Annotated in this window: 22 protein-coding genes; 15 read left to right on the forward strand and 7 right to left on the reverse strand. The window is 73.4% G+C overall.

Annotated elements, in window-relative coordinates:
• Positions 1 to 180: 180 nt before the first annotated feature.
• Positions 181 to 1,062, forward strand: coding sequence for a Bax inhibitor-1/YccA family protein (locus tag ACQUSR_RS20455; RefSeq protein WP_431044031.1), 882 nt, complete (start codon positions 181 to 183; stop codon positions 1,060 to 1,062).
• A gap of 90 nt (positions 1,063 to 1,152) precedes the next feature.
• Here ACQUSR_RS20455 and ACQUSR_RS20460 read toward each other — a convergent pair whose 3' ends face one another.
• Positions 1,153 to 1,383 (reverse strand): DUF4287 domain-containing protein, encoded by a 231-nt coding sequence (locus ACQUSR_RS20460; RefSeq protein WP_431047736.1) that lies wholly within the window; start codon positions 1,381 to 1,383, stop codon positions 1,153 to 1,155.
• Between the two features lie 120 nt (positions 1,384 to 1,503).
• Here ACQUSR_RS20460 and ACQUSR_RS20465 point away from each other — a divergent pair, with 120 nt between their 5' ends.
• Positions 1,504 to 1,827, forward strand: coding sequence for a hypothetical protein (locus tag ACQUSR_RS20465; protein ID WP_431044032.1), 324 nt, complete (start codon positions 1,504 to 1,506; stop codon positions 1,825 to 1,827).
• Between the two features lie 86 nt (positions 1,828 to 1,913).
• On the opposite strand, the gene ACQUSR_RS20470 is transcribed toward ACQUSR_RS20465, so the two are convergent.
• The 3 genes from ACQUSR_RS20470 to ACQUSR_RS20480 form a co-directional block, all read right to left on the reverse strand.
• Entirely contained in the window at positions 1,914 to 2,771 is an 858-nt protein-coding gene (locus ACQUSR_RS20470) for a hypothetical protein (protein ID WP_431044033.1), read from the reverse strand.
• 223 nt (positions 2,772 to 2,994) lie between these two features.
• Positions 2,995 to 4,215 carry an acetyl-CoA C-acetyltransferase gene (locus tag ACQUSR_RS20475; protein ID WP_431044034.1) on the reverse strand — a complete coding sequence of 407 codons (1,221 nt, stop codon included), beginning with the start codon at positions 4,213 to 4,215 and terminating at the stop codon, positions 2,995 to 2,997.
• 161 nt (positions 4,216 to 4,376) lie between these two features.
• Complete coding sequence (locus ACQUSR_RS20480) at positions 4,377 to 5,546, reverse strand: SGNH/GDSL hydrolase family protein (RefSeq protein ID WP_431044035.1); 1,170 nt, start codon at positions 5,544 to 5,546, stop codon at positions 4,377 to 4,379.
• 172 nt (positions 5,547 to 5,718) lie between these two features.
• On the opposite strand from ACQUSR_RS20480, the gene ACQUSR_RS20485 reads away from it, so the two are divergent.
• Positions 5,719 to 7,116, forward strand: a complete 1,398-nt coding sequence (locus tag ACQUSR_RS20485) for a cystathionine beta-synthase (protein WP_431044036.1) — start codon at positions 5,719 to 5,721, stop codon at positions 7,114 to 7,116.
• 290 nt (positions 7,117 to 7,406) lie between these two features.
• On the opposite strand, the gene ACQUSR_RS20490 is transcribed toward ACQUSR_RS20485, so the two are convergent.
• Positions 7,407 to 7,895 (reverse strand): hypothetical protein, encoded by a 489-nt coding sequence (locus ACQUSR_RS20490; RefSeq protein WP_431044037.1) that lies wholly within the window; start codon positions 7,893 to 7,895, stop codon positions 7,407 to 7,409.
• Positions 7,896 to 7,989: 94 nt separating this feature from the next.
• Between ACQUSR_RS20490 and ACQUSR_RS20495 the strand changes: the two genes are divergently transcribed.
• The 3 genes from ACQUSR_RS20495 (at position 7,990) to ACQUSR_RS20505 (ending at position 10,976) form a co-directional block, all read left to right on the forward strand.
• A complete protein-coding gene (locus tag ACQUSR_RS20495; RefSeq protein ID WP_431044038.1) occupies positions 7,990 to 9,396 on the forward strand; it encodes an acyl-CoA synthetase in 1,407 nt (468 codons plus the stop codon).
• Between the two features lie 172 nt (positions 9,397 to 9,568).
• Positions 9,569 to 9,895: a hypothetical protein gene (locus ACQUSR_RS20500; protein WP_431044039.1), complete on the forward strand. Its 327-nt coding sequence runs from the start codon at positions 9,569 to 9,571 to the stop codon at positions 9,893 to 9,895.
• Between the two features lie 223 nt (positions 9,896 to 10,118).
• A complete protein-coding gene (locus tag ACQUSR_RS20505) occupies positions 10,119 to 10,976 on the forward strand; it encodes a MurR/RpiR family transcriptional regulator (RefSeq protein ID WP_431044040.1) in 858 nt (285 codons plus the stop codon).
• A 36-nt stretch (positions 10,977 to 11,012) separates the two neighbouring features.
• On the opposite strand, the gene ACQUSR_RS20510 is transcribed toward ACQUSR_RS20505, so the two are convergent.
• Complete coding sequence (locus tag ACQUSR_RS20510; RefSeq protein WP_431044041.1) at positions 11,013 to 12,554, reverse strand: diaminopimelate decarboxylase; 1,542 nt, start codon at positions 12,552 to 12,554, stop codon at positions 11,013 to 11,015.
• Positions 12,555 to 12,677: 123 nt separating this feature from the next.
• On the opposite strand from ACQUSR_RS20510, the gene hutU reads away from it, so the two are divergent.
• The 4 genes from hutU (at position 12,678) to hutI (ending at position 18,569) form a co-directional block, all read left to right on the forward strand.
• Positions 12,678 to 14,336 (forward strand): urocanate hydratase, encoded by a 1,659-nt coding sequence (hutU, locus tag ACQUSR_RS20515; RefSeq protein ID WP_431044042.1) that lies wholly within the window; start codon positions 12,678 to 12,680, stop codon positions 14,334 to 14,336.
• A 218-nt stretch (positions 14,337 to 14,554) separates the two neighbouring features.
• Positions 14,555 to 15,742: an allantoate amidohydrolase gene (locus ACQUSR_RS20520; RefSeq protein ID WP_431044043.1), complete on the forward strand. Its 1,188-nt coding sequence runs from the start codon at positions 14,555 to 14,557 to the stop codon at positions 15,740 to 15,742.
• Entirely contained in the window at positions 15,733 to 17,283 is a 1,551-nt protein-coding gene (locus tag ACQUSR_RS20525; protein WP_431044044.1) for a formimidoylglutamate deiminase, read from the forward strand. Before ACQUSR_RS20520 ends, ACQUSR_RS20525 begins: the two co-directional genes overlap by 10 nt.
• A 44-nt stretch (positions 17,284 to 17,327) precedes the next feature.
• Positions 17,328 to 18,569, forward strand: a complete 1,242-nt coding sequence (gene hutI, locus ACQUSR_RS20530; RefSeq protein WP_431044045.1) for an imidazolonepropionase — start codon at positions 17,328 to 17,330, stop codon at positions 18,567 to 18,569.
• 101 nt (positions 18,570 to 18,670) lie between these two features.
• Here hutI and ACQUSR_RS20535 read toward each other — a convergent pair whose 3' ends face one another.
• Positions 18,671 to 19,573 carry an RNA polymerase sigma factor SigF gene (locus ACQUSR_RS20535; protein ID WP_431044046.1) on the reverse strand — a complete coding sequence of 301 codons (903 nt, stop codon included), beginning with the start codon at positions 19,571 to 19,573 and terminating at the stop codon, positions 18,671 to 18,673.
• 254 nt (positions 19,574 to 19,827) lie between these two features.
• Here ACQUSR_RS20535 and ACQUSR_RS20540 point away from each other — a divergent pair, with 254 nt between their 5' ends.
• From ACQUSR_RS20540 to ACQUSR_RS20560, 5 genes are all read left to right on the forward strand, one after another.
• Positions 19,828 to 20,199, forward strand: coding sequence for an STAS domain-containing protein (locus ACQUSR_RS20540; RefSeq protein WP_431044047.1), 372 nt, complete (start codon positions 19,828 to 19,830; stop codon positions 20,197 to 20,199).
• A gap of 155 nt (positions 20,200 to 20,354) precedes the next feature.
• Positions 20,355 to 20,846 carry an ATP-binding protein gene (locus ACQUSR_RS20545; protein ID WP_431044048.1) on the forward strand — a complete coding sequence of 164 codons (492 nt, stop codon included), beginning with the start codon at positions 20,355 to 20,357 and terminating at the stop codon, positions 20,844 to 20,846.
• A 296-nt stretch (positions 20,847 to 21,142) separates the two neighbouring features.
• Positions 21,143 to 21,829: an LPXTG cell wall anchor domain-containing protein gene (locus tag ACQUSR_RS20550; protein ID WP_431044049.1), complete on the forward strand. Its 687-nt coding sequence runs from the start codon at positions 21,143 to 21,145 to the stop codon at positions 21,827 to 21,829.
• Positions 21,830 to 21,843: 14 nt separating this feature from the next.
• Positions 21,844 to 22,698, forward strand: coding sequence for a hypothetical protein (locus tag ACQUSR_RS20555; RefSeq protein WP_431044050.1), 855 nt, complete (start codon positions 21,844 to 21,846; stop codon positions 22,696 to 22,698).
• A 164-nt stretch (positions 22,699 to 22,862) separates the two neighbouring features.
• Positions 22,863 to 23,810 (forward strand): neocarzinostatin apoprotein domain-containing protein, encoded by a 948-nt coding sequence (locus ACQUSR_RS20560; RefSeq protein ID WP_431047738.1) that lies wholly within the window; start codon positions 22,863 to 22,865, stop codon positions 23,808 to 23,810.
• The last annotated feature ends 57 nt before the right edge of the window (positions 23,811 to 23,867 follow it).

The following is a 23,867-nucleotide window of genomic DNA, read 5'->3' on the forward strand; positions in this document are numbered from 1 at the left end:
GGTCTCAGGGGAGCACGCTCCGTGCGAACTCCGTCACCCACCGTTCCCGCCGCCACCCGGGAACCCTCCGGGCGGCGTGACGAAGTTCCTCCAAAGATCCTGCCCAGGCACTAGGGTGCATCCTTTGCTGTGCCATTACCCTTGTCCCAAGGTCGCGCAGGGCGGCCATGGAGGAGTGAGATGAGGAGCAGCAACCCGGTCTTCTCGCGACGGGGGTTCGGCCGCGACGGCGGCTCTGCCGGTTTCGGCGCGGCGCCGCAGGCCGGGGGCCCCGCCGCTGCCCAGGGCAACCCGTACGCCCAGACCCAGCCGCCGACCAACCCGTACGCGCTCGGTGACCAGCACAACCTGACGCCCGAGCAGATGCAGCAGATGTACGGCGCCCCGCCGGTCGCCCCGCTGCAGACCGGCCGGATGACGATGGACGACGTCGTCATGCGGACGGGGATCACCCTGGGCACCGTGATCGTCGCCGCCGCGGCGGCGTGGGCCGCCCAGCTCCCGATGGGCGCAGGCTTCGCCGCCGCGCTCGTCGCGATGGTGCTCGGCTTCGTCCAGTCGTTCCGGCAGAAGGCCTCGCCGGCGCTGATCCTCGCGTACGCGGTCTTCGAGGGCGTCTTCCTCGGTGTCATCAGCCAGGCCTTCAACGAGCGCTGGTCCGGCATCCCGATGCAGGCCGTGCTCGGCACGATGGCGGTCTCCGTCGGCGTCCTGGTGGCGTACAAGACCCGGCTGATCCGGGTCGACCAGCGGTTCATGCGCTTCGTGATGGCGGCCGCGATCGGCTTCGTGCTGCTGATGGCGGTCAACCTCCTGTTCGCGGCCTTCGGCGGCGGTGACGGCCTCGGCTTCCGCAGCGGCGGCCTCGGCGTCGTCTTCGGCATCGTCGGCGTGCTGCTCGGCGCGGCCTTCCTGGCGATGGACTTCAAGCAGATCGAGGACGGCGTGCGGTACGGCGCCCCGCGCGAGGAGTCGTGGATGGCCGCCTTCGGCCTGACCCTCTCGCTGGTCTGGATCTACCTGGAGATGCTGCGTCTGATCGCGATCCTGCGGGAGTTGTGATCGGCGGCGACAGCCACAACCGGCAGCGAAGGGCCCGCGGCGACTGCGCCGCGGGCCCTTCGTCGTGTCGGCTCGCCGCCGGCACGGCCGCTACAGCAGCTTGCGCGCCGCCCGGCGCAGGTCGTGCTCGTGGATGATCGCCTTGGCGTGGCCGTACGCGAGCTCATGCGCGCCGCGCAGCCAGCTGACCTTCTCCTCGAAGCGGAAGAGGGCGGGCCCCTCGTCCACCGTCCGCAGCCAGTCGGCGACTTCACGGCCGGTGCATGCGGGGATTCGAGAGAGCAGGTTCCGGTGGGTTTCTTCGGAGAAGACGTGGGACATCGGCGCCTCCGGCGTGTCCAGTCGCTGTTCCACTTCGGCCCTGGGGGCTCGTCTTCAGCTCACCGTGCCTGAGTGTTGGCGCGTTGGCAACAGGCCGTTGGCGGCGCATAGGCTCATGGCGTGAACGATGTGACGCCATTGCTGACCGCTGTCGACCGGCTGGCCGACCGGCTCCGGACCCTGCCGCAGTCCGCGCTGCAACGGGGCGGGGCGGCCGAAGCGCTGGCGCTGGCACGGGAGTTGGCCCGGTGGGCGCAGGAGGTCGAGGAGCCGGGCCGCACCCCGCGTACGGTGCCGGACGCGGGGCTTTTCGCGGTGGGGGACCAGGTGGCCGTGGCCGGGCACGATCTGGCCGAAGCGCTCCGGGAGTCGGCCGAAGACGAGGGGGTGCTGGCGCGGGCGCTGGACCGGGTGGCGGAGGCGGCGGCGAAGATCGCCCCTTGATCGGCGAAGACCGCTTTGCCCTGGTATCCGCCGCGGGGTCGGGTCCGCGTCCCGTCGAGCCGCGGGTCTCCGTCGGGCCCCGGGTCCTACAGCGAGGCGATGACGCGGTCCGCGAGGACGTACACGTTCTCCTCGCCGCAGCCGAAGGTCAGCGCGTAGGCCCCGGAGACACCGGAGCTGCCGAGCAGCACCGGGGCGACGCCCTCGCGCAGTGCCGTGGCGAGCCGGTCGGAGGTCTCCCGGTGGCCGGGCGTCATGCAGATGGTGGTGCCGTCGGCGAAGACGTAGACGTCCAGGGTGCCGAGCGGGCCGGGCCGGACGTCGGCGAGCGGGGTGCGGGTGTCGGACAGCTCGGCGAGCCGGTGCACGGTGCGGTCGTGGTCGCTGATGCCCGGCGACGGGCTGAAGTCGGGGTGTGAGGGGTGGCGGCGGCGCGCGGCGGCGAGCTCGGGGGACTCCACGACGTCCGCGTCCAGCTCCAGCTCCTCGGCCGCGTCGAACGGCTCCGGGCCGAACAGCGGCTCCAGCCCGGCGAAGTCCGTCTGCCGGGGCACGTAGATCTGGGGCTCGGCGTGGGGGGCGTCCAGCAGGTCGTCGGCGAGCCCGGTCATCCCGCCCAGCAGCGAGGACGTGTCGGGAGCGCCGGCCGCGGCGCTGACGTCGCGGGCTTCCTGCGCGGCCCAGAACGCGCGGGCCTCGGCCAGCTCGCGCTCACGCTCCTCGGCGAGGGCGTCGGCGACGGCGGCGCGTATCTCGGCGGCGGGGGTGGTGCGCGGCATGGGTACCGACGCGGCGCCGCGCGCGTGCGCAACGGCGGTCTCCGCGAGCTCCATGCGCAGCTCGGCGATCTCCCGGCGGAGGCCGCGAGCGGTGTGCATGGCGGCGGCGCCCATGGCCGTGGCGGCGGCCGCGGCCAGCAGGAGGGCAAGAGTCATGGCGCTCACTGACGTACTCCCGATTGCGGTTGATCCCCGATTCCTACCTCAGCTTGGCCCGTGGCGCAGAGGGTTGTCAGTGCATAACGTCACCAAAGGGGTGGGCATTTCGTCCCGCACATGCGGTCGGTACGCCTCTGACCTGCGAAAACGCTACTCCCCCAGGAGTTAGGTCACATCCTGGGGGAGATTCGGTCACAACCGATGCGGTGGCCGGAACCCGGCCGGGGCCTCAGCTCAGCCGCTCGATGACCATCGCCATGCCCTGGCCGCCGCCGACGCACATGGTCTCCAGGCCGAACTGCTTGTCGTGGAACTGGAGGGAGTTGATCAGCGTGCCGGTGATGCGGGCGCCGGTCATGCCGAAGGGGTGGCCGATGGCGATGGCGCCGCCGTTGACGTTCAGCTTGTCCAGGTCGATGCCCAGGTCGCGGTAGGACGGGATGACCTGGGCGGCGAACGCCTCGTTGATCTCGACCAGGTCGATGTCGCCGATGGTCAGTCCGGCGCGGGCGAGCGCCTGCTTGCTGGCCTCCACCGGGCCGTACCCCATGATCTCCGGGGAGAGGCCGGAGACGCCGGTGGACACGATGCGTGCCAGCGGCGTGAGGCCCAGCTCGCGCGCCTTGGTGTCGGACATGATGACCAGGGCCGCGGCGCCGTCGTTGAGCGGGCAGCAGTTGCCCGCGGTGACCAGGCCGTCGGGGCGGAACACGGGCTTCAGGCCCTGCACGCCCTCCAGCGTGGTGCCCGCGCGCGGGCCGTCGTCCGTGGCCACCACCGTGCCGTCGGGCGTGGTGACCGGGGTGATCTCGCGCTCCCAGAAGCCCTTCTTGATGGCCTCTTCGGCGAGGTTCTGGGACCGTACGCCGAACTCGTCCATCTCCTGGCGGGTGATGCCCTTCAGCCGCGCCAGGTTCTCGGCGGTCTGGCCCATCGCGATGTACGCGTCCGGGACCAGGCCGTCCTCGCGCGGGTCGTGCCAGTCGGTGCCCTCCTGCTCGGCGCGCGCGGCGGTGCGGGCCTCGGCGTCGGCGAACAGCGGGTTGTGGGTGTCCGGCAGCCCGTCCGAGGTGCCCTTGACGCTCCGCGAGACCATCTCGACGCCCGCGGAGATGAAGACGTCGCCCTCGCCCGCCTTGATGGCGTGCAGCGCCATCCGGGAGGTCTGGAGGGAGGAGGAGCAGTAGCGGGTGATGGTGCAGCCCGGCAGGTGGTCCATGCCCATCTGCACGGCGACGATGCGGCCCAGGTTGTGCCCCTGCTCGCCGCCCGGCAGACCGCAGCCCAGCATCAGGTCGTCGATCTCGCGCGGGTCCAGCTCGGGCACCTTGGCGAGTGCGGCCTGGATGATCTCCGCGGTCAGGTCGTCCGGGCGCAGGTCCTTGAGGGACCCCTTGAAGGCGCGACCGATGGGCGAGCGGGCGGCAGAGACGATCACGGCTTCGGGCATCACGGCTCCATGGGGGAGAGGGCTGGACTGAAGGGGAAGTTACCCGTACGTATGGCGGGGGTCACGGTTTGTGGGCTGTGATGCGGGACTCTTTTCTAAGCGCACGCTCAGCGACCGCCCTCGTCGGGCGGCCTCCGAGCAGCGGCCTCCGGGCGGCGGCCTCAGTTGGGGAGGGACGGTTCCGCGGCGGTCCGGTGCGGTGCCCCGGCCTCCGTGGGCAGCCGCCTGCGCCGCCGCAGCAGCGCCCACGGGCCGCGGGCGGCCGTGACCTCCGTACCGCCCTCGGCGGCCGCCTCCGCGGCCGCGCGGGCCACCGGCATGACGTCCTCCCGGCGGGCCGGCTCCAGGGTCTCCTCCGGCCAGAGTCCCAGTGCGCCGCACAGGGTCGGCAGGATCGCCATCGCCGCGGTGGCGTACCCCTCCGCCGACGGGTGGTAGTTGTCGGGCCCGAACAGTTCCCGCGGATTCTTCGCGAACTCCGGACCGAGCAGATCCCCCAGTGACACCGTGCGCCCGCCCTGCTCGACCACGGCGATCGTCTGCGCGGCGGCCAGCTGGCGGCTGAGCCGGCGGGCGATCCAGCGCAGCGGCTGGTAGACGGGCTCGATGGTGCCCAGGTCGGGGCAGGTGCCGACGACCACCTCGCAGCCCGCGTCCCGCAGCCTGCGGACGGCGGCGGACAGCAGGCGCACGGACCTGGCGGGCGGCACCCGGTGGGTGACGTCGTTGGCGCCGATCATGATCACGCAGACGTCGGGGAGGGGTGGCGGCTCCACGGGTGGCGGCTCGACGAGCGACGCCTCCTCCTCGGCCGCGGCCTCCTCCGCCGCGTCCGCCGCCTCCTCCGCCGCGCCCGGGCCCACCACCGCGTGCGCGACCGCCGTCCCCGCGACCGCCGCGTCCCCGCCCGCCGTACCCGGCGCGCGCGGCCCCAGGACCAGGTCCACCTGCCGGTCCAGGTCGTCGGATCGCGCGCCCGGAGTCGCCACGTTCCGCAGATCGACCGGGCATTCGGCGACCGCCGCCAGACCGGAGGCGAGTAGCGCGCCGGGCGTCTGGCGGGGCCGGTGCACGCCCTGACCCGCCGCCGTGGAGTCGCCGAGGAACGCCAGCCGCAGCGGACTGCGCCCGTTGCGGAGCGCGAGGGCGAAGCCGTACCGCCCGTCCGCGCACGGCGGCGTCTCCTCCGATTCGCCGATGACCCGCTTCGCCAGCGACATCTCGGTCAGCAGCAGCCCGACGGCCACCCCGCCCACCACCCCGATCCCGCCACCGCCATACGCCGCCGCGGCGGCGATCCGCCGGGCCACCCTCGCCCTCGACCAAGACATGGGACGCATCCACCTCCCGAACGCACCAGGCTCCTCACACCTTCCTTGCCCCGCCCGCGCTTGTGTGCAACGCGCCGGTCGAGCGTCGGCGGCCGATTAGGCTGGCAGCACGGGCCCCGCGACGGCGGCCGCCCCTTTGACCGCGGAGACCCCGCTGACACTGGAGTAGGGCGTGCAGTACTACGAATCGATGATTGAGCTGGTCGGCAATACCCCGCTGGTGAAGCTCAACCACGTTACGGAAGGCATCCGGGCGACCGTTCTCGCCAAGGTCGAGTACTTCAACCCCGGCGGATCCGTGAAGGACCGGATCGCCGTGCGGATGATCGAGGCGGCCGAGCGTTCCGGAGAGCTCAAGCCCGGCGGCACCATCGTCGAGCCGACGTCGGGCAACACGGGCGTGGGGCTGGCCATGGTCGCCCAGCGCAAGGGCTACAAGTGCATCTTCGTCTGCCCGGACAAGGTCTCCACGGACAAGATCAATGTGCTGCGGGCCTACGGCGCCGAGGTCGTGGTCTGCCCGACGGCCGTCGACCCCGAGCACCCCGACTCGTACTACAACGTCTCCGACCGCCTGGTGGCGGAGACGCCGGGGGCCTGGAAGCCCGACCAGTACAGCAACCCGAACAACCCGCGTTCGCATTATGAGACAACCGGCCCCGAGCTCTGGGAGCAGACGGAGGGGAAGATCACCCACTTCGTCGCGGGCGTGGGCACCGGCGGAACCATCAGCGGCACCGGCCGCTATCTGAAGGACGCCAGTGACGGCCGCGTCAAGGTCATCGGCGCCGACCCGGAGGGCTCGGTCTACTCCGGCGGCTCCGGGCGCCCGTACCTGATCGAGGGCGTGGGCGAGGACTTCTGGCCCACCGCCTACGACCAGAACGTCGCGGACGAGATCGTCGCCGTCTCCGACAAGGACGCCTTCCAGATGACCCGGCGGCTGGCCAAGGAGGAGGGCCTGCTGGTCGGCGGCTCCTGCGGCATGGCGGTCGTCGCCGCCCTGCGGGTGGCCGAGGGCCTCGGCCCGGACGACGTCGTGGTCGTGCTGCTTCCCGACAGCGGCCGCGGCTACCTGTCGAAGATCTTCAACGACGACTGGATGGCCGACTACGGCTTCCTCGAGGAGGCCGGCCCCGCGGTCCGCGTCGGCGACGTGCTGGAGGGCAAGGAGGGCGGACTGCCCTCGCTGGTCCACATGCACCCCGAGGAGACCGTCGGCGAGGCGATCGAGGTGCTGCGCGAGTACGGCGTCTCCCAGATGCCGATCGTCAAGCCGGGCGCCGGACACCCCGACGTGATGGCCGCCGAGGTCATCGGGTCGGTCGTCGAACGCGAGCTGCTGGACGCGCTGTTCACCCAGCGAGCCTCCCTCAGCGACCCGCTGGAGAAGCACATGAGCCCGCCGCTGCCGCAGGTCGGATCGGGCGAGCCGGTCGAGGACCTGATGGCCGCGCTGGCATCCCATGGCGCGGACGCGGCCATCGTGCTGGTAGAGGGCAAGCCGAAGGGTGTGGTCAGCCGCCAGGACCTGCTGGCGTACCTGGCCAAGAGCCCGAAGTCGGCTTGAGTGGCCGTCAGCTGACGATGCGGTGAAGGGCATCGGCGCGGATGTCCCGCAAGGTGTACGTACGCGTCACGCGCCCGCAGCGCGCGCTTAACACAGGTCCGGCACAGTAAGGGGCGTCGGAAAGGACGACACCGACACCCGAAGTGCGGCGACACGGACCTCCGGAGCGGCTCCCGGACCTCCATGGTCGCCCGGACGTGGCAGCCGGCCCTGACCTGGCCCGCGTCCCAGTGGGGGACCGCCGTCGTCCCGCCCTCGGTGCTCACACCGGGGTGCGGCGGTCCCCCCCCCTATTTCTGTATGTGCGGACCGGGGTTGTCGGCGTCGTCCCGGTGCTCGGGGGCGTGCTCGGGGGCGTGGTCGGGGTCGCGGTGGCGGCGGAGCCAGGCGAAGCCGCTTGTCGCGTGCACCGCGTTCACTCCGAATATCCCGGCCCAGGCGACCAGCAGACCCTCCAGGCCCGCGTTCGCCGCGGCTATCGCCGACAGCGGGATCGCCAGGATCAACGACACCGCCACGAAGCCGAAGCGCTCGCCCAGCCCCAGCCCCTGGCCCAGCCCGGGCGGTCCCCCGCCCGGTGGGCGGGCGCCGCGGGCGGCCGCCATCTGCTGTTCGGCCAGTTGCCGGCGCACATGGCGGTCGGCGGTGTCGTTGAACCGCTGCTCGACCTTCTCCAGGAAGGAGTCGACCAGCTCCGACTCGTACTCCTCGCCCAGCTCCTTGCGGGTCTGGATGGCGGTGTCGAGTTCTCTCTTCAGCTCCGGGTCGCGGGCGTCCATGGTCTTGACGGTACGGTCGCGGCAGTGCCGTTGTAAGTAGGGCTAGCCCCCCAACCGACCCGGGGGAAAAAGCCCCCTGCCGAAGGAGCAGTCCGTGGCCGCACCCTTGCTGACGTCCCTCACGGAACCCGGTGGCGACCGCCCCGACGCGCTCTCGGTCGCGGGCCGCGCCTGTTCCCGCGAGGACCTGCTGGGCGCGGCTGGCGCCGTCGCGGCCCGGATCGCGGGGGCACCGGCGGTCGCGGTACGGGCGACCCCCACGCTGGAGACCGTGACCGCGGTGGTGGCCGGGCTGCTGACCGGGGTGCCGGTCGTGCCCGTACCCCCGGACTCCGGGCCCGTCGAGCGGGACCACATCCTGCGCGACTCGGGCGCGGCCCTGCTCCTGGACGGACCGGACACGACCGCCACCGATGCCGCCGCCGAGACCGGCGCGGGAGTCGAGACCGTGCCCGTGGACCTGCGGGAGCGCGGCACATGGACGGAGCCCGAGCCCGAGTCCGCGTCCACCGCGCTCATCCTCTACACCTCCGGTACCACCGGCGCGCCCAAGGGCGCGCTCATCTCCCGCCAGGCGGTCGCCGCGGACCTGGACGCGCTCGCCGAGGCGTGGGCGTGGACGGCCGAGGACACCCTCGTCCACGGGCTGCCGCTGTTCCATGTGCACGGGCTGGTGCTCGGCGTCCTGGGCGCGCTGCGCACCGGCAGCCGCCTGGTGCACACCGGCCGGCCGACTCCGGAGGCGTACGCGGCGGCGGGCGGCAGCCTGTACTTCGGCGTACCGACGGTGTGGGGCCGGGTGGTACGGGACGGGACGGCGGCGCGGGCGCTCAGCGGGGCCCGGCTGCTGGTCTCCGGCAGCGCGCCGCTGCCCGCGCCGGTCTTCCGCGATCTCGCGCGGCTGACCGGGCAGCGCCCGGTGGAGCGCTACGGCATGACGGAGACCCTGATCACCGTCTCGGCGCGGGCGGACGGCGGGCGGCGGCCCGGCTATGTGGGCACCCCGGTCTCCGGGGTCCGGACGCGGGTGGTGGCCGAGGACGGCGCCGACATCGGCGAGTTGGAGGTGTCCGGGCCGACGCTCTTCGACGGGTATCTGAACCGGCCCGACGCGACGGCCGGGGCGTACACCGCCGACGGCTGGTTCCGCACCGGCGACATCGCCGCCATCGAGGCGGACGGTTCGCACCGGATCGTCGGGCGCGCCTCGACCGACCTGATCAAGTCCGGTGGCTACCGGATCGGCGCGGGCGAGGTGGAGAACGCGCTGCTGGACCACCCGGCGGTGCGGGAGGCGGCGGTCGTCGGCGCGCCGCACGAGGACCTGGGCCAGGAGATCGTCGCGTACGTGGTCGCCGACGGGGTGACGGAGCAGGAGTTGACCGACTTCGTGGCCGGGCAGCTTTCCGTACACAAGCGGCCGCGCAAGGTCCGTTTCCTGGCGGAGCTGCCGCGCAACGCGATGGGCAAGCCGCAGAAGAAGCTGCTGCCGCCGGCCTGAGGCGCGGCCCCGGCACCCGGCCCCGCCCATGGCCCCGTAGCCCGCCCCCGCCCATAGGAGGGGTGCGGAAACGGTCTGGCGGCTGATGTCCCGTAGGTGCGGACGGGCATACGGTGCGCGAGACGGGATCTCTGGATGGACGGATCCCCACGTGCGGGCGACAAGGAGTGGCATGCTCGGCTTCAGTAACCAGGGCCTCAATGTGCTGGTGCTGCGTGACGCGGAGGAGCTGGGCCATGTCCTGAGGCGGGCGCTGGCCACCGCCGACGAGGTCGAACGCCCGGGTCTGGAGCGCGCGGTCGCCCTCGTCAACGAGCAGGCCGCGCTGACGGAGGCCGAGCTGCGGGTGCGCTGGGTGCGGCGGGCGCTGGCAGGGTCGGGCGTCGACGAGCAGACCGACCAGGTGTCGGTGGTCCGGGCGCTGCGCAAGGCGGAACCGGAACTGGGGGTGGCCGCGGCGGTGCGGCTCGCGACGGAGGCGTACGGCCGGGGGGACTGACGAAGGGCCGGGGGCTGGCCTTCCGACGGGGGCCCCGGTGTACGGCCGGGGGGACTGGCCCGTCGCCAGCGGACTGGTCTGCCGCCGGGAGGGCCGGCCCGGCCCGTCGCCCGGGGGACTGGCGTCCTGCTGCTCCCACCCCGCTTCCGCATATAGTCATGCACAGCCGCAGGCGCGTGAATATCCGCGTCGGGGGCCGGGCACGCTGGGGCAGGAGGACGCCATGGGTACGGAGTACGAGCCGACCGCCGCCGCGGACAGCGCCGCCCGCCTGCAGAAGCTGTTCGAGGGGCACAGGCTCACCCCGACGCAGCGCCGGATCGCGCACTGCATGGTGGGGCGGGCGGCGGACGCGCCGTTCCTGTCCAGCGTCGAACTCGCGGAGCTGGCGGGCGTAAGCCAGCCGTCCGTGACCCGGTTCGCGGTGGCTCTCGGCTTCGACGGCTATCCCGCGCTGCGCAGGCACCTGCGGGATGTCACGCCCGCCTCGCCCGCCCCTGGTGGTGCGTACAACGAGTACCAGCAGGCGGTGCACGCGGAGATCGACAACCTGCGCCACCTCGCCGCGCTGCTGGCCGACCCCGCTCCCGTGATCCGGGCCGGACGGCTCCTCGCGACGTCCCGGCCGCTGCCCGTCCTGGGGCTGCGCGCGGCGACGGCCCAGGCGAGCGGGTTCACGTACTTCGCGCGCAAGGTGCACCCCGACGTCCGGTTGCTGGACGAGGGCGGCACCATGCTGGCCGACCGCGTCGACGCGGCCGTCCGCGCGGGCGCCACCGCCCTGCTCTGCTTCGCGCTCCCGCGCCACCCGCGCGAGGTGGTCGAGGCGCTGGAGTACGCCAAGAGCGCGGGCCTGACCGTGGTGACCGTCGCCGACAGCGCCTTCGCCCCGGTGGCCCGGCACAGCGACCTGCTGCTGCCCGCCGCGGTGGGTACGGGCCTGGCCTTCGACACGGCGTGCGCGCCGATGCTGCTGGGACGGGTGCTGCTGGAGGCGATGTGCGACGCGCTGCCGGACGCGCAGGCGCGCTTGGAGGAGTTCGACGCGAGGGCGGTGGCGCGGGGGCTGTTCGCGGACTGAGGGCCCTCAGCGCCCAGCCCTGTCGGCCCAGCTCTGTCAGCCCAGCCCCGTCAGCGCCGCCGCGTGCGCGCCGCCGCTCTCCGCGATGAGCTCCTCCACCGTCTGCGGGCTGCGTACGGTCGCGAAGCGCACGTCCCCGTCCTCTGCCGTGGCGAAGCCGTAGACCGCGGGCCGCGGCAGGCTGTTGTACGCGAAGTGGTGGGAGAAGTAGTACGCGCCCGTGTCCAGCAGGGCCGCCAGGTCGCCCGCCGCCAGCCGGGGCAGCCGCCGGCCGACCGCGACCAGGTCGCCCGCGAAGCAGCACGGGCCCGCGACGTCCTGCACGGTGTCGTCCCCCGCCGGCTTCGGGCGCCCCTCCGCGTCGTACGCCGCCACCCGCAGCGGCCAGGACTCGGGGGCGAAGACCGTGCGTACGGCCACCTGGGCGCCCGCGTGCGTGATCGCGATCGCGCGCCCGCCCGCCGACTTGGCGTACTCCACGCGGGCCAGCACGGTGCCGGACTTGGCGACCAGGGAGCGGCCGAACTCGGTCACCAGGACGTAGCGGCCGTCGAAGAGGCCGGGGGCGGCGGCGCGCAGGACGCGGGCGTAGTCGCGGTAGGCCGGGGTCACCTCGTCCGAGGCGAAGTTGACAGGGAGTCCGCCGCCGATGTCGAGGGTGTCGACCTGGCGGCGGCCGACCGCCCGGTTGATCTCCTCCGCCAGCTCGTACGCGGCCCGTACCCCCGCCGCCAACAGCTCCAGCGAGCAGCCCTGGGAGCCGACGTGGGCGTGCAGCCGGGTCAGCCACGGCCGGTCGGTGAAGGCGCGCACGACCCATTCCCGCGCTCCTGCGTCGCGCAGCGCGACCCCGAACTTGGAGGTCGCCGTGGCGGTGCTCATGGCGTCGATGGCCCCGCCGCCGAGCTGGGGATTGACGCGGAGACCGATCGGGGAGCGGGGCTCCGGGCCCGGGACGACGGCGATCAGCGCGTCGAGACGGGCCAGCTCCTGGGGGTTGTCGGCGTTGACCGCGACACCGAGGGCGAGGGCCTCGGCCAGCTCGCCGGGGGTCTTGGCGGGGGAATCCAGCACGATACGGTCCGCGCCCACGCCCGCCGCGCGGGCCAGCGCCAGCTCCCCGGGGCTGGCGACCTCGCAGCCCAGCCCTTCGTCCGCGAGCAGCCGGAGGACGGGGACGAGGGCGGCGGCCTTGACGGCGAACGCGTGCAGCACAGCCGTGCCGGGGGCGGTGACCTCGGCGAACGCGGCGCGCAGGGCGCCCGCGGCGGCCCGGATGCCCGTGACGTCCAGCAGGCCGACGACGGGCCGGTCGGGCCCGATCAGCCCGTGTGCCACGGCGGCGCGGACGGCGCGCTCGCGCCGAGCGGCCGAGGCCGTGGCGGCGGCAGTGGCTGTGTCGGTGGCGGTGGCCGTGGCCGCGTCGGCCTCCTCGGCCGCTCCCGCCGGCTCAGCGGTCTCCGCCCGTACGGCCGCTTCCGCCCGTACGGGCGTTTCCGTCCGGGCCGCCTCCGCTCGTACGGCGGCCTCCACCCGTACGGCCGTCTCTGCCGGTTCCCACTGCGGATCGGTGGCCATGACCCCAGCCAACCATCCGAACCCGGTCCGGCGCGCCCCCGCCGACCCTGTTGACTAGAGGTATTCAAGGGCGACAAGATGTGAATAACTTGATCCAGGTCGATAAGCAGGGAGGCACGTCCCATGTCAGGACCGCGACCCGTGCGGGCGCCGCGCGGCACGGAGCTGAGCGCTCAGGGGTGGCAGCAGGAAGCCGCCCTGCGGATGCTGCAGAACAACCTCGACCCTGAGGTGGCGGAGCACCCCGACAAGCTCGTCGTCTACGGCGGCACCGGCAAGGCGGCCCGGGACTGGCGCTCCTTCGACGCGATGGTGCGCACCCTGAAGACCCTCAAGCTGGACGAGACGATGCTCGTCCAGTCGGGTCGCCCGGTCGGCGTGATGCAGACCCACGAGTGGGCGCCGCGCGTGCTCATCGCCAACTCCAACCTCGTCGGCGACTGGGCCAACTGGGAGGAGTTCCGCCGTCTGGAGCAGCTGGGCCTGACCATGTACGGCCAGATGACCGCGGGCTCGTGGATCTACATCGGCACCCAGGGCATCCTCCAGGGCACGTACGAGACGTTCGCCGCCGTCGCCGCGAAGAAGTTCAACGGCACCCTGGCCGGGACGATCACCCTGACCGCCGGGCTCGGCGGCATGGGCGGCGCCCAGCCGCTCGCGGTCACCATGAACGACGGCGTGGCGATCTGCATCGACTGCGACCCGCGCGCCATCGAGCGCCGTATCGAGCACCGCTACCTGGACGTGCGGGCGGATTCGCTGGACCACGCCCTGCGGCTCGCCGTCGAGGCGCGCGACGCCCGCCGCCCGCTGTCCATCGGCGTCCTCGGCAACGCCGCCGAGCTCGTCCCGCAGCTGCTCGCGATGGGCGCGCCGATCGACATCGTGACGGACCAGACGAGCGCCCACGACCCGCTGTCCTACCTGCCGCTGGGCGTGGCCTTCGAGGACATGGCCTCGTACGCGGCCGAGAAGCCGGCCGACTTCACCCAGCGGGCCCGCGAGTCCATGGCCAGCCACGTGGCGGCGATGGTCGGCTTCATGGACGCCGGTGCCGAGGTCTTCGACTACGGCAACTCCATCCGCGGTGAGGCCAAGCTCGCGGGCTTCGAGCGCGCCTTCGCCTTCCCCGGTTTCGTCCCCGCGTACATCCGGCCGCTGTTCTGCGAGGGCAAGGGCCCGTTCCGCTGGGCGGCCCTCTCCGGCGACCCGCAGGACATCGCGAAGACCGACCGCGCGATCCTCGACCTCTTCCCGGAGAACGAGTCCCTGGCCCGCTGGATCAAGCTGGCGGGGGAGCGGGTGCACTTCCAGGGCCTGCCCGCCCGCATCTGCTGGCTCGGCTACGGCGAGCGGGACCGCGCGGGCGAGCGCTTCAACGACATGGTGGCGTCGGGCGAGCTCCAGGCCCCCCTCGCCATCGGCCGCGACCATCTCGACTGCGGCTCGGTGGCCTCCCCGTACCGGGAGACCGAGGCGATGCTCGACGGCTCCGACGCGATCGCCGACTGGCCGCTGCTCAACGCCATGGTCAACGTCGCCTCCGGCGCGTCCTGGGTCTCCATCCACCATGGTGGCGGCGTGGGCATGGGCCGTTCGATCCACGCGGGCCAGGTCACGGTCGCGGACGGCACGAAGCTGGGCGGCGAGAAGATCCGCCGCGTGCTGACGAACGACCCGGGGATGGGTGTGATCCGGCATGTCGATGCGGGTTACGACCGCGCGGACGAGGTCGCCCGGGACCGGGGTGTCCGCATCCCCATGCGGGAGGACTCGTGAGCCACCCAGACCCGGGTGTGGGCGATCGTCCCGCTGGGCTGGGGGCACCTCCCAGCGGCAGCGCTGGGGGAGGGCGGGCACACCCCGACCACCGGCCCGCAGCCGCGTACGAAACGGGTCCCCGGTCCGGGGGTTGCGCACCGTCGCCGGGTGCGGGTCCGGTTGTGCCCACCCGTTCCGCCCCTGCGGAACGACTGCCCACAACCTCGTTCCACGAGATGTGGGCTGACCTGCTGCCCATCGGCCGCGAAGCGGCCACCGGCGGCTACCGGCGGTACGCCTGGACCGGCGCCGACGCCGACTGCCGGTCGTGGTTCCAGGCGCAGGCAGAGTCCCGCGGACTGGCCTACGAGGTCGACCGCAACGGCAACCAGTGGGCCTGGCTCGGCGACCCCGCCGCCGGGGACGCGGTCGTCACCGGCTCGCACCTGGACTCCGTCCCGGACGGCGGCGCCTTCGACGGCCCGCTCGGCGTCGTGTCGTCCTTCGCCGCACTCGACGAACTCCGCTCGCGCCGGGCCCAGCCGACCCGGCCGCTGGCCATCGTCAACTTCGGCGACGAGGAAGGCGCCCGCTTCGGCCTGGCCTGCGTCGGCTCCCGGCTCGCCGCCGGGCAGCTGACCGTCGAGGCCGCCCACCGGCTCCGGGACGCCGACGGGATCAGCCTTCCCCAGGCGATGGAGCGCGCCGGGTACGACCCCGAGGCCATCGGCCCCGACCCCGAACGGCTCGCCCGCATCGGCGCGTTCGTCGAGCTCCATGTGGAGCAGGGCCGGGCCCTCGACCTGTCCGGTGACCCGGTCGGGATCGCCTCCGCCATCTGGCCGCACGGCCGCTGGCGGTTCGATTTCCACGGTGAGGCCAACCACGCGGGCACCACCCGTCTGGAAGACCGCCGCGACCCGATGCTGACCTACGCCAACACCGTGCTCGCCGCACGCAAGAAGGCCCGGCTCGCCGGTGCCCTGGCGACCTTCGGCAAGGTCAGCGTCGAACCGAACGGCGTCAACGCCATCCCCTCCCTGGTCCGCGGCTGGCTGGATTCCCGCGCTGCCGACCAGGAGACCCTGGACGCCGTCGTCACCGAGATCGAACGGGCGGCCGTCGAGCGCGGCGAGCGCGACGGCGTGGACGTGACCGTGACCCGGGAGTCGTTCACCCCCGTGGTCGAGTTCGGGCACGCCCTGCGCGACCGGCTCTCCGGCCTGCTGGGCGACGTCCCCGTGCTGCCCACCGGCGCGGGACACGACGCCGGAATCCTGTCCGGCTGCGTGCCCACTGCCATGCTGTTCGTACGGAACCCCACGGGCGTCTCGCACTCGCCCGCCGAGACGGCCGCCGAGGACGACTGCCTCGCCGGGGTGACCGCACTCGCCGACGTACTGGAGGGCCTCGCGTGTCGCTGACACCGCAGACCTACTGGTTGGAGCACGCCCTCCTCGGCCCCTCCCGGGCCGGGGGCGGGGCCGGGCCCGGCCCGGCGGCCGCCACGCCCGGCCCGGGCCGCTCCGGACCCGGCCCGGCCGCCGCCGGGCCGGACCCGGGCCACGCCGAGCCGGGCCTGAGCCGCGTCGAGTCGGGCGTGGTCGTCGAGACCGGCGCGGACGGCCGCGTCACGGGCGTACGGACCGGGGTGACCGACCCGCCCACCGGCGCCGTCAGCCTCCCCGGCCTCACCGTCCCCGGCCTGGCCAACGCCCACTCGCACGCCTTCCACCGGGCCCTGCGCGGCACCGTCCAGGCCGGTGCCGCGCGGGCCGGCGTCCTTCGGGAGGCGCGGGCGGGGAACGCGGCCGCGGCGGACGAGGCGGCGCAGGCCGGCGGGCGGGCGCCCGATTCCTTCTGGACCTGGCGCGAGGTGATGTACGCGGTCGCCGACCGGCTCACCCCCGAGAACTACTTCTTCCTGGCCCGCGCCGTGTACGCCGAGATGGCCCTGGCGGGCATCACGTGCGTCGGCGAGTTCCACTACGTCCACCACGCCCCCGGCGGCATCCGCTACGACGACCCCAACGCCATGGGCGAGGCCCTGATCGAGGCCGCCGCCGAAGCCGGCATCCGCATCACCCTCCTCGACACCGCCTATCTCTCCGCCGGCTTCGGCCGACCGCCGACCGTCCCCCAGCTCCGCTTCAGCGACGGCACCGCGGACCGCTGGGCGGAGCGCGCCGCCGCGCTCACCGACCGCCCGCACGCCCGGATCGGCGCGGCCATCCACTCCGTACGCGCCGTGCCCGCGGCCCAGCTGTCCACCGTCGCCCGGTGGGCCGCCGACCGGGGCGCCCCGCTGCATGTGCACCTCTCCGAGCAGACCGCGGAGAACGACGCCTGCCTCGCCGCGCACGGCTGCACCCCGACCCGCCTCCTGGCCGATCACGGGGCGCTCGGTCCCCGAACCACGGCCGTCCACGCGACCCATCTCACCGCCGAGGACATCGAGCTCCTGGGCGGCAGCGGCACCGGTGTGTGCATGTGCCCCACCACCGAGCGCGACCTGGCCGACGGCATAGGCCCGGCCGTGCGAGTGCAGGGCGCGGGCAGCCCGCTGAGCCTGGGCAGCGACAGCCACGCGGTCATCGACCTGTTTGAAGAGGCTCGCGCCATGGAACTCGACGAGCGTCTGCGGACCCGCACGCGCGGCCACTGGACGGCGGCCCAGCTGCTGCGCGCCGCCACCGCCGACGGGCACGCCGCGCTCGGCTGGGACGCCGCCGGGCGGCTGGAGACCGGCGCTCTCGCCGACTTCACCACCATCACGCTGAGCTCGGTACGCACCGCGGGTCCGCCGCCCCGGCTGGCCGCCGAGACAGCCGTATTCGCGGCGACCGGCGCCGATGTGCGGCACACGGTGGTCGGCGGCCGCCACATCGTGCGTGACGGCCGTCATCAGCTCGTGCCGGATGTCCCGAAAGCCCTGTCCGAGACCATCGACGCGCTGCGCGGCTGACCGGCGCGCGGCAGGCCCGGCCGAACAAGGAGAGCACCCCCGCGATGACCCCCCAGCCCCATCCGCACACGCACACCCCCCTGGCCGCGCCCGCCGCGCCCACCGGCCCCGCGCCCACGCAGACGACCGCCATCACCCACATCGCCGGACTCGTCACCAACGACCCCTCCCTCGGCGAAGGCCCCCTCGGCCTGATCCAGGACGCCGCGGTCGTCATCGACGGGGACCGCATCGCCTGGGTCGGTCCGTCAAGCAAAGCACCCGGCACTGACAACCGGGTCGACGCGGCGGGCCGGGCCGTGCTCCCCGGCTTCGTCGACTCCCACTCCCACCTGGTCTTCGCGGGCGACCGCACCGAGGAGTTCAACGCCCGCATGTCGGGCCGCCCGTACAGCGCGGGCGGCATCCGCACCACCGTCGCCGCCACCCGCGCCGCCTCCCGCAACACCCTGCACGCGGGCGTCGGCCGGTACGTCGCCGAGGCGCGCCGCCAGGGCACCACCACCATCGAGATCAAGTCCGGTTACGGCCTCACCGTCGAGGACGAGGCCCGCGCTCTGGAGATCGCCGCCGCCCACACCGACGAGGTCACCTTCCTCGGCGCGCACATCGTCGCCCCCGAGTTCGCCGACCGCCCGGACGCCTACGTCGACCTGGTCACCGGCCCGATGCTCGACGCCTGTGCCCCGTACGCCCGTTGGATCGACGTGTTCTGCGAGCAGGGCGCCTTCGACGGCGACCAGGCCCGGACGATCCTCACCGCGGGCGCGGCCCGCGGTCTGACCCCGCGGGTGCACGCCAACCAGCTCTCCCAGGGCCCCGGCGTCCAGCTCGCCGTCGAACTCGGCGCGGCCTCGGCCGACCACTGCACCCATCTCTCCGACGCCGACGTCGACGCCTTGGCGAGCGGCGACACGGTCGCCACCCTGCTGCCCGGCGCCGAGTTCTCCACCCGCTCCCCGTACCCCGACGCCCGCCGCCTGCTGGACGCGGGCGCCACCGTCGCGCTCTCGCCCGACTGCAACCCCGGCTCGTCCTTCACCAGTTCGATGCCGTTCTGCATCGCCCTGGCCGTCCGCGACATGGGGATGACCCCGGACGAGGCGGTGTGGGCGGCCACGGCGGGCGGTGCCGCGGCCCTGCGCCGTACCGACGTCGGCCGGATCACCCCCGGTGCCCGCGCCGACCTCACCCTCCTCGACGCCCCCTCCCACGTCCACCTCGCCTACCGCCCCGGTGTCCCGCTGGCCTCGGCGGTCTGGAAGGACGGCGCGCTGGCCGAGTGACACGGATACACATACGGATAAGGGCCCGTCCCAGAACACCCGGGGCGGGCCCTTACACGTCTGCCACGACTACACGTCTGCCACGACAGCGGACAGCGCGACTACTCGTCGACCATCAGCCCCTTGCGGAGCCGTCCGAGCGTGCGGGAGAGCAGCCGGGACACGTGCATCTGCGAGATGCCCAGCTCCTCACCGATCTCCGACTGGGTCATGTTCGCCACGAACCGCAGCGAGAGGATTCTGCGGTCGCGTGACGGCAGTTCGGCGATCAGCGGCTTGAGGGACTCGACGTACTCGATGCCCTCCAGGCCGTGGTCCTCGTAACCGATACGGTCCGCCAGCGCGCCCTCGGTCTCGTCCTCCTCGGGCTGGGCGTCCAGCGAGCTCGCGGTGTACGCGTTGCTCGCGGCCATGCCCTCCACGACCTCGTCGCGAGTGATGCCGAGGCGCTCGGACAGTTCGCCGACGGTCGGCGCGCGGTCCAGCCGCTGCGCCAGCTCGTCACCGGCCTTGGCCAGGTCCAGGCGCAGCTCCTGCAGCCGCCTGGGCACCCGCACCGACCAACTGGTGTCGCGGAAGAACCGCTTGATCTCGCCGACGATGGTCGGCATCGCGAAGGTGGGGAACTCGACGCCCCGGCTCAGTTCGAAGCGGTCGATGGCCTTGATCAGGCCGATGGTGCCGACCTGGACGATGTCCTCCATCGGCTCGCTGCGGGAGCGGAACCGGGACGCGGCGAACTTCACCAGCGCCAGATTGAGTTCGACCAGGGTGTTGCGGACGTACGCGTACTCGTGCGTCCCCTCCTCCAGCGACTCCAGCCGCTCGAAGAGTGTTTTGGACAGAGCCCTCGCGTCCACCGGGCCCACCTCTTCGAAAGGCGGGATCTCGGGCAGATCCTCGAACAGCTCGGATCGCCCGGACAGGGTGGGTTCCTCGTGCGAGGGGGTCGACGATCCGGTGTCCTGGGGGTAGGAGCGGGCTTCGTCGAGCTGGGGTGACATGGGTGTCTCCTCCATCATTCTCGGCATATGGCTGCCGAAGCCATGACGTCTTCCTGCGGTGAGCGGCGCCTCCAAAGCCGGCCGTGGTCGGATGTGTCTCTACTACGCCTACCGGTATCGCCTGCGACGTGGCAAGTGCCAGATGTCCGTATTTGGTGATGGATGTGAATTGTTCGGCTACCGCGCTGCGTACGGAAGGCGTAATGTTCGAAGCGCGCAATCGAAAGCTACGAGACGCCAGAAGAGGTGCGCACATGGACCGCGGGATGGTCGGCAGCACAAGCAAAGGCCGACTCCAGGTCGAGGTTCGGCACCACGGAGCGAGCGCGGTTGTGACCCCGGTGGGTGAGCTCGATCACCATACCGCCGAGTTGCTGCGTGAACCGCTGGAGAAGAGCGTCGAGGAGGGCCTGGTGCGCCTGGTCGTCGACTGCTCGCGGCTCGATTTCTGCGACTCCACCGGTCTCAACGTCCTGCTCGGCGCGCGCCTGAAGGCGGAGGCCGAGGGCGGCGGCGTGCATCTGGCCGGAATGCGGCCCGTGGTGGCCCGGGTGTTCGAGATCACGGGAGCGGAAGCCGTTTTCACCGTGCATGACACCCTGGACGCGGCGCTCGCCGTCGACTGAGATGTGAGTCAGTGCACGCGTTGCCTCCGTCACATGACCCATCCCGAAGAAGTGGGTGTTCTCACGCTTTGGCCGGGCAGGAGACAGCTGAATCTGTTGATACGCGTCAGATGTTCCTTGTCCCTGAATCGGTGAATCGGTGAGGTGAAGCGCTGATGAGCACCACCCGGCCGTACCCACCGGGCGAGCGTGGCCCGGAGTCGGATGGCGCTGCCGCCAGGCCGGTCGCGCCGCAGGCCGGCCAGATCCGCAGGCTCCAGCTGACCGACGCCAGTGGCGCCGTGCCGCGAGCCCGCGACTTCACCCGCCAGGCGCTGCGGGACTGGGGCTGGCTGCCCGCCGCCACGGCCGATCAGCGCGCCGCCGCCGAGGACGTCCTGCTGGTCGTCTCCGAGCTCGTCACCAACGCGTGCCTGCACGCGGACGGCCCGGAGGAGCTCCGGGTCAGCAGCCACGGCAAGGTGCTGCGCCTGGAGGTCGCCGACCACGGCGCCGGTACGCCCGCGCCCCGCAACCCGCACCGCGCCGGCCGGCCGGGCGGGCACGGCATGTTCATAGTGCAGCGGCTCTGTCTCGACTGGGGGGTCGTACGGAGCGCCGACGGCAGGGGCAAGACCGTCTGGGCGGAGCTGGCCGGACCGTCCTGACGCCGGGCGGCGCGTTTTCGCCCTGCCCCGCCCCGCCCCGCCCCGCCCCGCACCTGCCTCGCCCCGCACCCGCCCCGCCCCGTCTCTCCTCGCGTTTCCGTCCCGCGCTCCCCGGTGCCCGCTCCCCGCGCCTCTCCCCGTTCCTCGCCCTCGGCCCGTTCCTCCCCTCGGCCCCCGTGCGCCCTTTGTCCCGTGCCCGCGCCGGATCCGGCGTGTTGTGTGTCTTCCCCTGTCAAGGTCCCCGGCGTACCGTCACCGCAAATCTGATGTGTCGTCAGTAACGGGAGGGGATCCGCGTGTCCCACTCTGCACGCCGCGCACTCGCCGTCGCCGGGACCGGTGCGGCGGTGCTCCTCGCCGCCGCACCGGCCGCGCACGCCGACACGGTGGACGTGGACTACCAGTGCAAGACCCCCATCGGCGAGAAGGGCGCCGTCTCGCCCATCGCCATCAAGAGCGTGCCGAGCGGCGGGTCCTACAAGCTCACCATGTCCTTCGAGAAGGGCGTCTCGTCCAGCCCGGTCGAGCTCGGCAAGGGCGCGATGAAGCCGAGCGCGCTGATCAGGCTGGGCGGCGCGGAGACGGGCACGGTCGCGGTGTCGGGCTCCGCCAACACCGAGGCCATCCCCGCCAACACGCCCATCAGAATCAGTGAGTTGACGGGTACGTACACGCCCAAGAAGAGCGGCAAGGTGACGTTCACCGCCTCGACCCTGACGATCAAGGCGCTGGGCACGACGACGACCTGCGAGCCGAAGAACACCCCCGGTCCGTCGCTGACGCTGGAGGTGAAGGGGTCGGGAGGCCCGGGCCCGGGCGCCTCCGGCGGCTCGGGTGGCCCGGGTGCCACGGGCGGCGGCGGGCTGCCGCAGACGGGACCGGCCGACTCGGCGGTCGCGCTGGGCACCCTCGGCGGCACGGTGCTGCTCGCCGGAGCGGCCGGGACGCTGTGGCTCAGCCGCCGCCACCGGCCCGCGCGCTGACGGGACGTACCCGCGTGGCACACGTCATGCGCGCGGCCGGCACCGTGGCGACGGTGCTGCTCGTGTCCCCGGGCCTGTCCCCGGTGCCGCCCGCCGCCCCGCCACCGGCCGCGGCCGCGCCCCGGGACTGGTCCATGGCGCCCTCGGGCGACGGCCGGGGATACGTCCATCTGGAGGGGCGCCCCGGGGCCGTGCTCAAGGACACGCTGTCGGTCAGCAATCCCGGCGGCCGGGCCCGTACGGTCCTGCTGCGCGGCACCGGCGCACCGGCGCCGTGGCTGGCGTTCGCCGAGCGCGCGCTGACGGTGCCGCCGCGCACCCGCGCGGACGTCCCGTTCACCGTGACCGTCCCTCTGGAGACCCCGCCCGGCGACCGGTCCGGTGCGATCGTCGCGGACGGCGGCGGCCGGACGGCGGCGGTCCGGGTGCGGCTGCGGGTGACCGGCACGCCCCTGGCGGCGCTGTCCGTGGAGGACCTGAAGGTGGTGGCACGCGCGGGTGGCGGCGCGTCCATCCACTACACGCTGGTCAACCGCGGCAACACCGTCCTGCGGCCCCGGCTCGCGGTCCGCGCGGACGGCCTGTTCGGGGAGGTGCTGCGCCGCCGTGCCCGGCCGCTCCCCGTCGCCCTGCCGCCGGGGCGGCGCACCGGCCTCACCGAGGACTGGGCCGGCGCGCCCGGCCTCGACGCGGTGGAGGTGCGGCTCACGGTGACGGCGGCCGGCGGCGCCCGCGACACGGCGACCACCTCCTACCGGGCCGCTCCCGGCTGGGCCGTCGTGTCCGCCGCGGGCGCGCTCGCCGTGGCGGCGGTGGGCGCGGGCGCCGCGTACGTACGACGACGAGGAAGGTCAGGAGCGCGGACGTGAGCAGCCGGGGCAGCAGGCATGGCACGCGCGGCGGGCACGGTCCGCGCGGCGGGTACGGCCAGGGGCGCGCGACGCCGACGCGGGGCGGGGGGCGCGGTGGCGGGCGCGGGCCGGGCCGGCGGGCCGGGCCACGACCCGGCCGACGGGCCGGGCCGCGGCTGGCTGTGGCGGTGGTCGTGCTGGCCCTGGCCCTGGCGCTGTCCGCGCTGGCGGGGCTGCCCGCCGCGTCCCCCGCGCGCGCCGACGCAGGGCCCACCGCCGAGGTCTCCGTACCCGAGGCGGGCGCGGGCGGGACGGTCACCGTACGGGGGAGCGGATGGCGGCCCGGCGCCCTGCTCACCCTGCTGATCTGCGGACAGAACATGATCGGCGGCACCAACTCCTGCGCCAACGCCCACGGCCGCGCCGTGACCACCGACGCCGACGGCTCCTTCTCCCGGAGACTGCCGGTCGCCGACCCTCCCAAGCCCTGCCCGTGCGTCGTCCACGTGGCCACCGCCACCGGCGAGCCGACCAGCGCCGACGCCCCGTTCAAGGTCGCCGGGCATCCGGTGGCGCCGCTGCCGGAGGACAGCGGCGGGGAGCGGCTGAGCGTGCTGTCCGCACGGCTCGACGGGTCCAGCGGGCCGCTCACCTGGTTCGGGGCGCCGCCGCGCCGGAAGCTCGTCGTCACGGTCGGCAACCTCGGCTCGTCCCCCGCACGGAACCCGGTCTTCCAGATCGGCACCTCGCACGGCGTCCTCGCCCCCGAATGGGCGGACCGAAGGTGGCGGGGGACCATCCCGGCGGGCAGAAAGGCACAGGTCAAGCTGGACGTCGAGCTGTCGGCCGGGGCACATGGCGACTATCGGATCTCGCTGCGCTACGGCAAGAAGACGCTGGTCGAGCAGCCCTGGTCGGTCGGGCGGCCCTGGGGCGTGACGCTCTTCTGGGTGCTGCTGTGCGTGGTGGTCCCGGCGGCGGTCTTCCGGATCGGGATGGCGGTGGTGGACCACGTACGGCCGCGTACGGCGCCCGATGCGCCACCGGCACAAGATGCGCCACCGGCACCACCAGAGACTGCGCAATCCGCACCGTCCGATGACCGAACGACCCGGAAGGGGACGACGTGAGTCACGTGAGTACGGAACGGAGAGTGGGTGCGGCGGCCGTCGCGCTGCTGCTCGGCG

The organism is Streptomyces sp. P1-3 (assembly GCF_050613155.1).
In the GTDB taxonomy this organism is placed as follows: Bacteria; Actinomycetota; Actinomycetes; order Streptomycetales; family Streptomycetaceae; genus Streptomyces.

What these genes read in the sequence shown, in the direction of transcription:
- ACQUSR_RS20545 (WP_431044048.1), top strand. Translation starts at nt 20,355, where the DNA reads ATGAGCACCACCCGGCCGTACCCACCGGGCGAGCGTGGCCCGGAGTCG.
- ACQUSR_RS20475 (WP_431044034.1), bottom strand. Translation starts at nt 4,215, where the DNA reads ATGCCCGAAGCCGTGATCGTCTCTGCCGCCCGCTCGCCCATCGGTCGC.
- ACQUSR_RS20455 (WP_431044031.1), top strand. Translation starts at nt 181, where the DNA reads ATGAGGAGCAGCAACCCGGTCTTCTCGCGACGGGGGTTCGGCCGCGAC.
- ACQUSR_RS20480 (WP_431044035.1), bottom strand. Translation starts at nt 5,546, where the DNA reads ATGTCTTGGTCGAGGGCGAGGGTGGCCCGGCGGATCGCCGCCGCGGCG.
- ACQUSR_RS20460 (WP_431047736.1), bottom strand. Translation starts at nt 1,383, where the DNA reads ATGTCCCACGTCTTCTCCGAAGAAACCCACCGGAACCTGCTCTCTCGA.
- hutI (WP_431044045.1), top strand. Translation starts at nt 17,328, where the DNA reads ATGACCCCCCAGCCCCATCCGCACACGCACACCCCCCTGGCCGCGCCC.
- ACQUSR_RS20535 (WP_431044046.1), bottom strand. Translation starts at nt 19,573, where the DNA reads ATGTCACCCCAGCTCGACGAAGCCCGCTCCTACCCCCAGGACACCGGA.
- hutU (WP_431044042.1), top strand. Translation starts at nt 12,678, where the DNA reads ATGTCAGGACCGCGACCCGTGCGGGCGCCGCGCGGCACGGAGCTGAGC.
- ACQUSR_RS20505 (WP_431044040.1), top strand. Translation starts at nt 10,119, where the DNA reads ATGGGTACGGAGTACGAGCCGACCGCCGCCGCGGACAGCGCCGCCCGC.
- ACQUSR_RS20490 (WP_431044037.1), bottom strand. Translation starts at nt 7,895, where the DNA reads ATGGACGCCCGCGACCCGGAGCTGAAGAGAGAACTCGACACCGCCATC.
- ACQUSR_RS20520 (WP_431044043.1), top strand. Translation starts at nt 14,555, where the DNA reads ATGTGGGCTGACCTGCTGCCCATCGGCCGCGAAGCGGCCACCGGCGGC.
- ACQUSR_RS20540 (WP_431044047.1), top strand. Translation starts at nt 19,828, where the DNA reads ATGGACCGCGGGATGGTCGGCAGCACAAGCAAAGGCCGACTCCAGGTC.
- ACQUSR_RS20510 (WP_431044041.1), bottom strand. Translation starts at nt 12,554, where the DNA reads ATGGCCACCGATCCGCAGTGGGAACCGGCAGAGACGGCCGTACGGGTG.
- ACQUSR_RS20500 (WP_431044039.1), top strand. Translation starts at nt 9,569, where the DNA reads ATGCTCGGCTTCAGTAACCAGGGCCTCAATGTGCTGGTGCTGCGTGAC.